The sequence below is a fragment of the Pseudomonas sp. RT6P73 genome (genome assembly GCF_054897715.1).
On record NZ_JBUBUV010000002.1, the window covers coordinates 1,596,989 to 1,610,165 of the forward strand.

Here is a 13,177-nt window from a genome sequence, read left to right on the forward strand (position 1 = left end):
ACCGTTTCGCTCAGCCGCAATTGTTGCCGTCAGCCTTCGAGCGATCCACCGGCCAGTGCGCACAGCTGGATCGGGTCGAGGATATGGATTTCCTTGCCCTCGGCCGCGATCAGCTCGTTTTGCTGGAAGCGCGTGAACACCCGGGACACGGTTTCCACCGCCAGGCCCAGGTAATTGCCGATTTCGTTGCGCGACATGCTCAGGCGGAACTGGTTGGCCGAGAAACCCCGGGCGCGGAAACGTGCCGAGAGGTTGACCAGAAACGTGGCAATGCGCTCGTCGGCGGTTTTCTTCGACAGCAGCAACATCATTTGTTGATCGTCGCGAATCTCTCGGCTCATGACACGCATCAGCTGACGGCGCAGTTGCGGCAGTTGCAGGGCCAGTTCATCGAGGCGTTCGAAGGGGATTTCACACACCGACGTGGTTTCCAGGGCTTGCGCCGAGACCGGGTGCTTTTCGGTGTCCATGCCCGACAGGCCGACCAGTTCGCTCGGCAAGTGGAAACCGGTGAGCTGTTCTTCACCGCCATCGCTCAGGCTGAAGGTCTTGAGGGCGCCGGAGCGTACTGCATAGACGGAATCGAAGGTGTCACCCTGGCGGAACAGGAACTCGCCTTTTTTAAGCGGGCGACCCCGTTTGACGATCTCGTCCAGCGCATCCATGTCTTCCAGATTCAAAGAAAGTGGCAAGCAGAGGGGGGCCAGGCTGCAATCCTTGCAATGGGCCTGGCTGTGAGCGCGCAGTTTTACTGGCTCGGACATTTCTTCAATCCTTGTGGGAAAACACACATAAGCCGTAAGGGTAACTCACGGGAGGACATTCAGGCCAGTTTGTGCCGTTTTTGTCGCATGACGATAAAAGGCCGCGCTCGGCGGCCGTCAGGCTAGCATCCGCAATCGTGCAAGAAACCTGTTTCACGGCCATCAGATCACCCGGGAAAACCGCTGGTGATTGTGCTGTTGCAAATAGGCATCGAACACCATGCACACCGAGCGCACCAGCAAGCGACCGGCGGGCAGTACGTTGATCCGCTCGTTGTCGAGGCTGATCAAACCGTCATCGGCCATGGTCAGTAGCTGAGGCCACAGTTCACCGAAGTAACCGCGAAAATCGATGTTGAAGGCTTGTTCGATGTCCGCGAACTCCAGGGTGAACGTACAGATCAACTGCTGGATCACTGCCCGCCGCACGCGGTCGTCGGCGTTGCATATCAGGCCGCGGCTGGTCGCTAGCTGCGCGACGGCGAGGGCGTTCTGGTACTGGTTCAGGTCGCTGTTGTTCTGGCAGTAGAGATCGCCGATCTGACTGATGGCCGACACCCCCAAGCCGATCAAATCGCAATGCCCGTGAGTGGTGTAGCCCTGAAAGTTACGCTGCAGGGTCGATTCTTCCTGGGCAATCGCCAGCTCGTCGTCGGGGAGGGCAAAGTGGTCCATGCCGATGTAGCGGTAACCGGCAGCGGTCAGCTGTTCGATGGTGCGCTGGAGCATTTCCAGCTTCTGCGCGGGCGTCGGCAGTTCGTTGCCGTTGATTCGCCGTTGCGGCATGAAGCGTTCCGGCAGGTGCGCGTAGTTGAACACCGAGAGCCGGTCCGGTTGCAGCGCGATGACTTCGTCGACGGTGCGGGCGAAGTTGTCCGGTGTCTGCTTCGGCAGGCCGTAGATCAGGTCGATGTTGATCGAGCGAAATTGCAGGGTCCGGGCGGCGTCGATCACGGCGCGGGTTTCTTCCAGGCTTTGCAGGCGATTGACCGCCCGTTGCACTGCGGGATCGAGGTCTTGCAGGCCAATGCTGACGCGATTGAAGCCCAGTTCACGGAGCAGGCCCATGGTCGACCAATCGGCTTCGCGTGGGTCGATCTCGATGCCGTAGTCGCCGGAATCGTCGTCCAGCAGGTTGAAATGCTTGCGTAACTGCGCCATCAACTGGCGCAGTTCGTCGTGACTGAGAAAGGTCGGGGTGCCGCCGCCGAAGTGCAGTTGTTCGACCTTTTGCGCCGGGTCGAGGTGGCAGGCGATCAGCTGAATTTCCTGCTCAAGGCGCTGCAAATAGGGCAGGGCGCGGCCACGGTCTTTGGTGATGACTTTGTTGCAGGCGCAGTAGTAGCAAATGTTCGCGCAGAACGGCACATGGACGTACAGCGACAATGGGCGCAGGGCCTTGCGGCTGTCGCGCAGGGCGTGGAACAGGTCAAATGTGCCGACCTGTCCGTCGAATTGCACCGCGGTCGGGTAAGAGGTGTAGCGCGGCCCCGCCAGGTCGTAACGGCGGATCAGATCGGTGTCCCAACGAATGGCGTCGAGCATCATGCGGGCATTCCCCCGGATAGGCTGGCAGTGTCAGCGAGTCTAGGGGGTGCGACGCTGGGGCATCTTGATTTGCATCAACGGGTGTCATTACCAAACATCACTCTGTAGCAGCTGCCGAGCCTGCGAGGCTGCGTTCGGCGGCGCAGCCGTCGTAAACCCTGAGTATCAAATTCACCTGAAACACCGCACAGTCTGATTTCACGACGGCTGCGCCGCCGAACGCAGCCTCGCAGGCTCGGCAGCTGCTACAAGGCCGTGTCGCCGATCTAATGCCCCATGAGCCAATGCTGATGCGGCCCCGGCAACGTCCAGATGCCGAACAGCATCACCAGCAACCCACCGGTCATCCGCACACTACGTTTGCGCAACAACGCCGTGACCCGTTCGGCCGCCAGCCCGGTGGCCAGCAGCACCGGCCAGGTGCCGAGCCCGAACGCGAGCATCAGCAACGCACTGTCCAGCGCATTGCCCTGGCTCGCCGCCCACAGCAACGTGCTGTAAACCAACCCGCACGGCAACCACCCCCACAGCGCGCCCAGCAGCAGCGCGCGGGGCAGGCTCGACACCGGCAGCAGTTTGTTGGCAACCGGCTGAATATGCCGCCACAGGCCGCGACCGAGGCTTTCGATGCGGGTAAGGCCGCTCCACCAGCCGGCGAGGTACAGGCCCATGGCGATCAGCAGCAGGCCGGCGATCACCCGCATGAACATCGCCGCCGGGCTGTTGGCCACTGCCCAACCCGCCAGGCCGATCAGAAGTCCGGCCGTCGCATAGCTGAGAATTCGCCCCAGGTTGTAGGCCAGCAGCAGGCGAAAGCGGCGGCTGCGTTGTTCCTTGGGAATCGCCAGGGTCAACGCGCCCATCAAGCCGCCGCACATGCCCAGGCAATGCCCGCCGCCGAGCAGGCCGAGAATCACCGCAGACACAAGCAGGGGCGCCAACTCAAGCATGCGGAGGTGCCTTGTCGTCCGGTTTGGCCGGATGGCCGCTGGCTTCGTCGACCGCGGCCTTGTGGTTCGGGTCCTGGTCGTCGAACAGAATGCTGTGGGCCGGGCCGTCGAGGTCGTCGTACTGACCGCTGTCGACCGCCCAGAAGAAGATATAGACAGCGATGGCCACGATCAGCAGCGCGGCCGGGATCATCACGTAGAGAGCTGGCATCTGGACTCCATGCCCGCGCGGCTCAGGCCGGCAGCGGGCGGGTTTCTGGCGTGGTGCGGGCAGCAGGCGCGCTCGGCAGGCGAGTCAGGCGCAGGGCGTTCAACACCACGGTCAACGAACTGATGGACATGCCGACCGCGGCCCATACCGGCGTGATCCAGCCGAGGGCGGCGAACGGCAACATGAGGCCATTGTACAGCCCGGCCCACAGCAGGTTCTCGATGATTACCCGACGAGTGCGCCGTGCCAGGCTGAAGGCTTGCACCAGCGCATCGAGACGGTTCGACAGCAACACCGCATCGGCGCTGGTTTTCGCCAGATCGGTGGCCGAGCCCATCGCTACGCTGATGTCGGCGGCGGCCAGCACCGGCACGTCGTTGACCCCGTCACCGAGCATCAACACCTTGCGGCCTTCCTTGTGCAGCTGTTGCAGGACCTGCAATTTATCGTCCGGACGCAACCCGCCCCGGGCTTCGTCGATGCCCAGCTCGGCGGCCACGCTGGCGACCATCGGCGAGGTATCGCCCGACAGCAGCAATGTGCGCCAGCCAAGGGCTTTGCAGGCTTCCAATAGCGCCGGTGCATCGGCGCGCAAACGGTCATCGAGGACAAACCACGCCAGTGGCCCTTGGCTGTCGCCGAGCAGCAACCATTGGCCCGCTTCGTCGGGCATCACCGGTACAGCGGCGCCACTGAGTCCGCAGACAAAACCCGGCTGGCCGATACGCAAGCGTTGCGTGCCGACCAGGCCTTCAAGGCCAAGCCCCGGCGTGCTGAGAACTTCTTCGGCCGCAAGCGGCGCCCGGCCAAATGCACGGGCGATCGGATGTTCGGAACGGTTTTCCAGGGCTGCGGCGAGACCCAGGCATTGATCGCTATCGAGCGCGCCGAGAGGACGAATCGAACGCAAGGCCAGACGACCTTCCGTCAACGTGCCGGTCTTGTCGAAAATCACCGTGTCGATCTGGTTCAGACCTTCCAGCACATGACCGCGCGTCAGCAGCAAGCCGAGCTTGTGCAGGGTGCCGGTGGCGGCGGTGAGCGCGGTCGGCGTGGCCAGCGACAAGGCGCACGGGCACGTCGCAACGAGCATCGCCAGGACAATCCAGAAGGCTCGCGACGAATCCAGTTCCCACCACAACAGGCCGATGCAGGCGGATGCGATCAGCGTGAGCAACAGGAACCATTGCGCGGCACGGTCGGCGATTTCCGCCAAGCGTGGCTTCTCGGCCTGGGCGCGGTCCAGCAGGCGGACGATGGCTGACAGCCGCGTGTCCTGACCCAGTGCCAGTACTTCCACGGTCAACGCGCCTTCGACGTTCAGGGTGCCGGCGGTGACCGCATCACCCTGCGTGCGCGGCTGCGGCAGGTACTCGCCGGTCAGCAACGATTCGTCGATGCTCGATTGGCCATCGAGGATCTTGCCGTCGGCCGGCAGGATCGCACCCGGATGCACCAGCACTTGATCGCCGACGCGCAGTTCGCTGAGCAGGATCCGCTCGCTCTGGCCGTCGGCACTCAAGCGCAGGCACGAAGCAGGCAACAGGTTTACAAGCTGTGCGGTAGCGGCGGCCGTGCGTTCCCGTGCGCGGCGTTCCAGGTAACGCCCGGCGAGAAGGAACAGCGCAAACATTCCCACGGCATCGAAATACAGCTCGCCGACGCCGGTGATCGAGGTCCAGATCCCGGCGATGTAGGCACTGCCGATTGCCAGGGACACCGACACATCCATGGTCAGGTGGCGGGTGCGCAAATCGCGCATCGCCCCTTTGAAGAACGGCGCACAGCTGTAGAACACGATCGGCGTGGTGAGGAACAGCGCGACCCAGCGCAGGATGGTGTGCAGCTCGGGGCTCAGGTCGATGTTGAATTCCGGCCAGGTGGCCATAGTCGCCATCATCGCCTGGAACCACAGCAGCCCGGCGACACCGAGTTGGCGCAAGGCCAGACGGTTTTCGCTGGCCAGTTGTTCACTGGCGCGGTCGGCTTGATACGGGTGCGCGGCGTAACCGATGTGGCGCAATTCGCTGAGCACCTGGCTCAACGGCAATTGCGCGTCGGCCCAACGCACATGAAGGCGATGGTTGGACAGGTTCAACCGAGCCTCGGCCACCGCCGGCAAGGCGCGCAGGTGTTTCTCGATCAGCCAGCCGCAAGCGGCGCAGCTGATACCTTCCATCAACAGGGTGGTTTCGGCGAGTTCACCGTCGTGGCGCACGAAGGGCTTTTGCACGTCGACACGGTCGTAGAGCGCCAACTCATCCACCAACTGCACCGGCAAGGCTTCGGGGTTGGCCGATGACTCGCTGCGATGCTGGTAATAGCTTTCCAGCCCACCGGCCACGATCGCTTCAGCCACGGCCTGACAACCCGGGCAGCAGAACTCACGGGTTTCACCGAGGACGGCGGCGGTGAAGCGGCTGCCGGCCGGGACGGGCAGGGCGCAGTGGTAGCAGGGGGTTGGCGTGGTCATGTCTGTTGCCATGAGAACCATTGTGGCGAGGGAGCTTGCTCCCGTTCGGCTGCGAAGCAGTCGCTATTGCGAACTCGCGATGCCTGAAAGAATCGGTTTGCTGGTTTCAGGGGCGCTTCGCACCCCAGCGGGAGCAAGCTCCCTCGCCACAGTTGACCGTATTCACCGGAAATTACTTCTTCAGGTCTTCGGCGCCTTGCAGCGGTTCATCACCCAGCAGCAATTCCTTGTCATGGCTGACCAGCTCTTCTTCGAACATGCGCCAGATGTGGTCGTCCTGAGTGCCCAGCAATTCGACGAAGCGACGGCCTTCAATCTTGTCACTCAACTGACCGATATAGCGGCCCTGTTCGGTTTCACTGCGGGCCAGGGTGATCTTGCGATCCTTCTCCGGCTGGGTTGGCGAGATCAGGTTCAGCTCAAGGGTTTTCGGTTGGCTGTTGCCGCTCAGGCGCAAGTCGACTTCGCCGGTCACGTCATCCAGGTGAACGCTGGCTCGCAGTAACAGGGTCTGGGCCAGCAGCTCACGGTCGAGAGAGCGGTTGATGCCTTTGCCGGCCTCGTAGTAGTTGTCGTTGACCAGGTTATCCGGGTTGTTCACCGCGATCGTCACCATGGACAAGGTCAGGGTCACGGAACAGGCCAGGATGGCGATGATGATCCACGGCCAAAGATGCTTGTACCAAGGGCTTGCGGCGTTTGCTGCGGGCATGATCACTTCTCTCAACGAATTTGTGGGCCGATGAATCGGCTCTTGGCTTCAACGTGGACGCTGTCGTCGTCGGCATCCTTGAGGATGAATATCACCTCGTTGGTGCTCGACGGCAGTTTTTCCGGTGCGATCGACAGTTCGACCGGCTGACTGAAAATCTCCCCGGCGGCGACTTTGATTTCGCGCTTGCCTTGCAGCTTCAGGTCCGGCAAACCGGAGGCTTCCAGCACGTAGGTATGGTCGCGCTGGTCCTTGTTCATGATCTTCAGGCTGTAGACGTTCTCGATCCTGCCTTCGGCGTTCTCGCGGTACAGCACGCGGTCCTTGCTGACGTCGAAACCGACCAGCGAACGCATGAAAAAAGCACCCGCCAGCAAGCCCATCATCGCCAACAGCACCACCGCATAGCCGATCAGGCGCGGGCGCAGTTTATGGGTTTTTTGCCCGGACAGGTTGTGCTCGGTGGTGTAGCTGATCAACCCGCGGGGGTAGTCCATTTTGTCCATGATGCTGTCGCAGGCATCGATACACGCCGCGCAGCCGATGCATTCGATCTGCAGACCGTCGCGAATGTCGATACCGGTCGGGCAGACTTGGACGCACATGGTGCAATCAATGCAATCGCCCAGGCCCTGGGCCTTGTAGTCGATGCCTTTCTTGCGCGGGCCACGGCTTTCCCCGCGGCGCGGATCGTAGGAAACGATCAGTGTGTCTTTGTCGAACATCACGCTCTGGAACCGCGCATACGGGCACATGTAAATGCACACTTGCTCGCGCAACCAGCCAGCGTTGCCGTAGGTGGCCAAGGTGAAGAAACCGACCCAGAAGTACGACCAGCCATCCGCCTCGCCGGTGAAAAAATCGATCGTCAGTTCACGAATGGGCGAGAAGTAGCCAACGAAGGTCATGCCGGTGACGAAGCCGATCAACAGCCACATCGAGTGCTTGCTGAGTTTACGCAGGAATTTGTTGGCGCTCATTGGCGCCTTGTCGAGCTTGATGCGCTGGTTGCGGTCGCCTTCGGTGACCTTTTCGCACCACATGTAAATCCACGTCCAGACGCTCTGCGGGCAGGTATAACCGCACCACACTCGACCGGCATACACGGTAATGAAGAACAGGCCGAAGGCGCTGACGATCAAAATGCCTGAGAGCAGGATGAAGTCCTGAGGCCAGAAGGTCGCACCGAAGATGAAGAATTTACGCTCCGGCAGGTTCCACCAGACGGCTTGATGACCGCCCCAGTTCAGCCAGACCGTGCCGAAATACAGCAGAAACAACCCGGCACCGCCCATCATCCGCAGGTTACGGAACAAGCCGGTGAAGGCGCGGGTGTAGATTTTTTCCCGAGAGGCGTAGAGGTCGACGCTGTTGTTCGCGTCTTTGGCGGGCGGTGTGACGTCGTGTACCGGAATCTGATTGCTCATCATTGCATCCCACGGCAGTGGAAAAATGCCCCGGTCAGTACATGCCGACCGCGGTCAAAAAGAGGTGTTGCAGTGGCGCAATGATACGCCGGTAGCGCCAGCGAACGGGTGCGACCTTTGGTCGCGTTGGTGGAAAATCATGAATGGTGTAGCAGATGTAACAAAACGTGATTCAGATCAATTGACTTGTGAAGTATGGACGTTTTTGACGCGGTCGACACCCGAACGGTCAAAGGAATGACTGAGTGCACGGGTCACGTGATCGACGCGCCGATCGTGGGGTTGAATATTCGAGAAGTTGTAACTTTTTTATTAAGTTGTTAGTTGTCTTTTAAGAGGGGGTTGAGTCGTAACATGTGCTATCGATCTGGTTGAATTTTAAGTTTGTTTTAGTGTTGTCGTTGTTATAGCGTTGTCGTGCAAATTTGATGCTTCTTTAAGAAAGCTCATTGCTTTTATCAACAATGAAATGGAATTCAAATGCGATTACTAATAATGGCCAAACACTGTTTTGGCGCAGCGCTCTTTGTCTTGTTTACATCCGCCAATGCGGCAGATCATTTTACTCCGCAATATTTGGTCTTTGCCTCGGACCCCCAATATCCTTGGACCGAAGCCACCGATTTGGGCTTGCCGGAATCCGACAGTGAACAGGAAAAGCAGTCTAAAGTTCTGATCGATGCCCAATATTCCGATATTGCAACTTTCAGAGCCTCCAATGGCGGCGCCGCTAAAGTACCTGTCATGATCAATGGGGATATGACGGCGTTCGGACACGGATGGCAGCGTTCTTATATTAAGCCAGTCCTTGATAAGCACCTGCAGAAGGAATACGACTACGGGTTGGGTAATCATGACTATCAGAACAACGTCGATGATTGTTTTTTAAATAGTTGTGCGGCGGGCAGTGTCGTGGATTTTATGGCGCACTATGCCACGCGTCCGACTTCGATGGACTTGAACGTCAATAAAGAGGGGACGATCGTCAATAACGTGCGTGGCAGTCTGGCGTACTCAACGAACTTCGGGTTAGTGCACCTGGTGCAGTTAAATAACGAGCCGACATACAGCACCGAGTTTACTGCCTGGAATTGGGGCGTTCCGACCCGTTACACCATCACTGACGCCCTGGACTGGCTCGAACGGGATCTGAAGCAGGCCCGCCAGCAGGGCAGGATCATTATGCTGAACATGCACAAACCTGATGACTGGAAGGGCAGCGACGAGCAGATTGACAGGTTCAGAACCCTGATTCAGGACTATAAGGTCACTGCGGTGTTTGCCGGGCATTTTCATCGGGATGGCGGTGAATGGTGGGATTACAACAAGTGGAAGTATTTTGGTGATGTTCCGGTCTTTCTCAGTGGCGGGGCCTCAGCCCAGACATACGTAACCACCCGCTTCTCGGAAGACTGGAAAAGCTTGACGGTCAATCTGGTGAAGAACAACAAGTGGTCTGAGCAGCAGGAAATCGAAACGGTTCCCGTGCGTTAAATATTGTTTTCGAGGATGAAAAAAAGGCCCCGCCATTGAACTGGCGGGGCCTTTATTGTTGCGTTGCAGCAAGTGCCTTACTGAGCGTCTTCCGCCGGCGCTTTCTCACCGTGAGAGAGGCTGTAGACGTAAGCGGCCAGCAGGTGAACCTTGTCGTTGCCTTGCAGCTGTTCTTGCGCAGGCATCTGGCCCTGACGGCCGTAACGGATGGTCTGCTGCAGTTGGGCGAAGCTCGAACCGTAGATGAACGCTGCCGGGTGAGTCAGGTCAGGGGCGCCCATCGCTGGAGTGCCTTTGCCTTCCGGACCGTGGCACACCGCGCAGTTGGCGGCGAACAGCTTCTGGCCGGCCACCGGATCGGCCTTGGTGCTTTCCGGCATTTTGCGGCCATCGAGGTTGGTCAGCACGAACGAAGCAACGTCGGCAACGCCTTGCTCGCCGATCACGTCAGCCCACGCCGGCATGACCGCGTGACGGCCACCCATGATGGTGGTCTTGATGGTTTCTGCCTCACCGCCCCAGCGCCAGTCGGCGTCGGTCAGGTTCGGGAAGCCATAAGCGCCCTTGGCGTCGGAGCCGTGGCAGACCGAGCAGTTGGAGGCGAACAGGCGGCCACCCATCTTCAGGGCTTGCGGGTCCTTGGCGACTTCTTCAATCGGCATGGAAGCGAACTTGGCGAAGATCGGACCGAACTTGGCGTCCGACTTGGCCATTTCCTTTTCCCACTCGTGAACGCCGGTCCAGCCAGTCTGGCCGTTGGCGAACGTAGTCTGCTTCTCGTTGTCCAGGTAGTTGTAACCCGGCAACAGGCCTTTCCAGTTACCCAGGCCCGGGTACAACACCAGGTAGCCCAGGGCGAAGATGATGGTGCCCACGAACAGCATGAACCACCATTTCGGCAGTGGGTTGTCGTACTCCTCGATCCCGTCGAAGGAGTGGCCAACCGTTTCCTCTGTCTGCTCGGCGCGCTGGCCCTTGCGGGTGGACAGCAGCAGCCAGGTCAGGGCGAAGATGGTGCCGAGACTGAGGACTGTGACGTACAGACTCCAGAACGTAGTCATTCTTTGTTACTCCTAGAAGCTTGCTCGACGTGCTTGATGGCTTCGGGATCATCCGCGAAAGGCAGCAAGGTCGCGTCTTCAAACTCCGACTTGCGCTTGGGGCTGAACACCCACAGCGCCAGTCCGATGAAGGCCACCATCACAACAACGGTGCCCAGGCCACGAATCATCCCGATATCCATCTAAATCACCGTTTGCTTTTGATGATGGTGCCCAGGCCTTGCAGATAGGCCACCAGCGCGTCCATTTCGGTTTTGCCCTTCACAGCATCCTTGGCGCCGGCGATGTCTTCGTCGGTGTAAGGGACGCCGAGCGTGCGCAAGACTTCCAGTTTCTTGGCGGTGTCTTTGCCGTCGAGCTTGTTTTCCACGAGGAACGGGTAGGCCGGCATTTTCGACTCAGGCACTACGTTGCGCGGGTTGTACAAATGCGCACGCTGCCAGTCATCGGAGTAACGACCGCCGACACGGGCCAGGTCCGGACCGGTACGCTTGGAACCCCACAGGAACGGGTGGTCCCAGACGCTTTCACCGGCCACCGAGTAGTGGCCGTAACGTTCGGTTTCAGCACGGAACGGGCGGATCATCTGCGAGTGGCAGCCGACACAACCGTTGGCGATATAGACGTCACGTCCTTCGACTTCAAGGGCGGTACGAGGCTTCATGCCTTCGACCGGCTTGTTGGTGACGTCCTGGAAAAACAGCGGAACGATCTGGGTCAGGCCGCCGATGCTGACGGCGATAACCATGAAGAAGGCCAGCAGGCCAATGTTCTTCTCGACTGCTTCATGCTTCATCAGTGAGCTCCAACTACAGCAATCTGAGCGGCGGCTTCAGCTTCAGCCGGGTTCGAGGCACGTACGGTGCGCCATACGTTGTAGGCCATGAACAGCATGCCGCTGGCAAAGAACGCACCGCCCAGGGCGCGAACGATGAAACCAGGGTGGCTGGCTTGCAGGGCTTCGACGAACGAGTAGGTGAGGGTGCCGTCGTCGTTGATTGCACGCCACATCAGACCCTGGGTGATGCCGTTGACCCACATCGAAGCGATGTACAGAACGGTACCGATGGTCGCGAGCCAGAAGTGCGCGTTGATCAGGCCGATGCTGTGCATCTGCGCGCGACCGAACAGTTTCGGGATCATGTGGTAGATGGCACCGATCGAGATCATCGCTACCCAGCCCAAGGCACCGGCGTGTACGTGGCCGATGGTCCAGTCGGTGTAGTGCGACAGCGAGTTCACGGTCTTGATGGCCATCATCGGACCTTCGAAGGTCGACATGCCGTAGAACGCCAGCGATACCACGAGGAAGCGCAGGATCGGGTCGGTGCGCAGCTTATGCCAGGCGCCCGACAGGGTCATCATGCCGTTGATCATGCCGCCCCAGCTCGGAGCCAGCAGGATGATCGACATCGCCATGCCCAGGGACTGAGCCCAGTCTGGCAGTGCGGTGTAGTGCAGGTGGTGCGGACCGGCCCAGATGTACAGGGTGATCAGCGCCCAGAAGTGCACGATCGACAGGCGATAGGAGTAGATCGGACGCTCGGCCTGCTTTGGAACGAAGTAGTACATCATCCCCAGGAAGCCCGTGGTCAGGAAGAAACCGACCGCGTTGTGACCGTACCACCACTGAATCATCGCGTCAGTCGCACCCGAGTAGGCAGAGTAGGACTTGAACAGGCTGACCGGCAGTGACATGTGGTTGACGATGTGCAGCATCGCCGTCACGACGATGAAGGCGCCGTAGAACCAGTTACCCACATAGATGTGCTTGGTCTTGCGCTTGACGATGGTGCCGAAGAACACCAGACCGTAGGTGACCCAGACAATGGCCAGCAGAATAGCCAGGGGCCATTCCAGTTCCGCGTATTCCTTGGTGGTGGTGTAACCCAGCGGCAAGGTAACGATTGCGCCGATGATCACCGCTTGCCATCCCCAGAAGTGGAAGGCGGCGAGGCTGTCGGAAATCAGTCGCGTTTGGCAGGTTCGCTGCACGACGTAATAAGAAGTGGCAAACAGTGCACAACCACCGAAGGCGAAAATCACCAGGTTGGTGTGCAACGGGCGCAGGCGTCCAAAGCTCGTCCATTCCAGACCGAAGTTCAACTCCGGCCAGACCAGTTGCGAGGCGATGAAGACACCAAGCCCCATGCCAAGGATCCCCCAGACCACCGTCATGATGGCGAACTGGCGGACTACCTTATAGTTATAAGCAGTCGGACTGATTGCTGTGCTCATTCTAAGGTTCCACGGTTTGGGTGTTTTATTAGGAGTAAAAATCGGCCGCAAGTATGTAGAAAGCGGGGGGTCATTGCAACGCGCCATGACCTGGGTCAATGCTTTCAAAAGCTGATTCTGCGGCCTTTCCATGCGCCGCGTAAGGACAAAATCGGCCTTGGACAAAATGTCGCAGCGAACGAAAAGGGTGAGGGGGTCAGGTCAGTTGTTACGGGGTGTGTTCAAACACAACGATCAGGTGATCGATGGCAATTGGCACGACAGCCGGTATCTACCAGCCTTTGCGGCCTGTCATCGAG

At 59.5% G+C, this 13,177-nt stretch carries 12 protein-coding genes; 1 reads left to right on the forward strand and 11 read right to left on the reverse strand.

Going from position 1 to position 13,177, the window contains the following annotated elements; all coding sequences use genetic code 11:
* Positions 1–29: 29 nt before the first annotated feature.
* The 7 genes from fnr to ccoG all read right to left on the reverse strand — a co-directional run bounded on the left by fnr (position 30) and on the right by ccoG (position 8,085).
* Positions 30–764, reverse strand: a complete 735-nt coding sequence (gene fnr, locus ACYZT6_RS07800; protein ID WP_090182045.1) for a fumarate/nitrate reduction transcriptional regulator Fnr — start codon at positions 762–764, stop codon at positions 30–32.
* A 162-nt stretch (positions 765–926) separates the two neighbouring features.
* A complete protein-coding gene (hemN, locus tag ACYZT6_RS07805) occupies positions 927–2,309 on the reverse strand; it encodes an oxygen-independent coproporphyrinogen III oxidase (protein ID WP_462029917.1) in 1,383 nt (460 codons plus the stop codon).
* 269 nt (positions 2,310–2,578) lie between these two features.
* The gene (locus ACYZT6_RS07810; protein ID WP_172791389.1) at positions 2,579–3,262 is read right to left on the reverse strand and encodes a sulfite exporter TauE/SafE family protein; all 684 of its coding nucleotides are present in this window, start codon (positions 3,260–3,262) and stop codon (positions 2,579–2,581) included.
* Positions 3,255–3,473, reverse strand: a complete 219-nt coding sequence (gene ccoS / locus ACYZT6_RS07815) for a cbb3-type cytochrome oxidase assembly protein CcoS (protein WP_462026379.1) — start codon at positions 3,471–3,473, stop codon at positions 3,255–3,257. The genes ACYZT6_RS07810 and ccoS overlap by 8 nt, the downstream gene beginning before the upstream one ends.
* A gap of 22 nt (positions 3,474–3,495) precedes the next feature.
* A complete protein-coding gene (locus tag ACYZT6_RS07820; protein ID WP_462026380.1) occupies positions 3,496–5,946 on the reverse strand; it encodes a heavy metal translocating P-type ATPase in 2,451 nt (816 codons plus the stop codon).
* 172 nt (positions 5,947–6,118) lie between these two features.
* Entirely contained in the window at positions 6,119–6,658 is a 540-nt protein-coding gene (locus tag ACYZT6_RS07825; protein ID WP_462026381.1) for a FixH family protein, read from the reverse strand.
* Positions 6,659–6,669: 11 nt separating this feature from the next.
* On the reverse strand, positions 6,670–8,085 hold the full coding sequence (gene ccoG, locus ACYZT6_RS07830; RefSeq protein WP_462026382.1) for a cytochrome c oxidase accessory protein CcoG: 1,416 nt from the start codon (positions 8,083–8,085) through the stop codon (positions 6,670–6,672).
* A gap of 480 nt (positions 8,086–8,565) precedes the next feature.
* On the opposite strand from ccoG, the gene ACYZT6_RS07835 reads away from it, so the two are divergent.
* A complete protein-coding gene (locus ACYZT6_RS07835) occupies positions 8,566–9,579 on the forward strand; it encodes a metallophosphoesterase family protein (RefSeq protein ID WP_462026383.1) in 1,014 nt (337 codons plus the stop codon).
* A 77-nt stretch (positions 9,580–9,656) separates the two neighbouring features.
* Here ACYZT6_RS07835 and ccoP read toward each other — a convergent pair whose 3' ends face one another.
* The 4 genes from ccoP to ccoN are packed head-to-tail and all read right to left on the reverse strand — an operon-like array spanning position 9,657 to position 12,878.
* A complete protein-coding gene (gene ccoP, locus ACYZT6_RS07840) occupies positions 9,657–10,640 on the reverse strand; it encodes a cytochrome-c oxidase, cbb3-type subunit III (protein ID WP_462026384.1) in 984 nt (327 codons plus the stop codon).
* Positions 10,637–10,822, reverse strand: a complete 186-nt coding sequence (locus tag ACYZT6_RS07845) for a CcoQ/FixQ family Cbb3-type cytochrome c oxidase assembly chaperone (RefSeq protein ID WP_003175465.1) — start codon at positions 10,820–10,822, stop codon at positions 10,637–10,639. The genes ccoP and ACYZT6_RS07845 overlap by 4 nt, the downstream gene beginning before the upstream one ends.
* Before the next feature lie 5 nt (positions 10,823–10,827).
* Positions 10,828–11,436, reverse strand: coding sequence for a cytochrome-c oxidase, cbb3-type subunit II (gene ccoO, locus ACYZT6_RS07850; RefSeq protein ID WP_131059970.1), 609 nt, complete (start codon positions 11,434–11,436; stop codon positions 10,828–10,830).
* Entirely contained in the window at positions 11,436–12,878 is a 1,443-nt protein-coding gene (ccoN, locus tag ACYZT6_RS07855) for a cytochrome-c oxidase, cbb3-type subunit I (protein ID WP_462026385.1), read from the reverse strand. The genes ccoO and ccoN overlap by 1 nt, the downstream gene beginning before the upstream one ends.
* Positions 12,879–13,177: the final 299 nt, after the last annotated feature.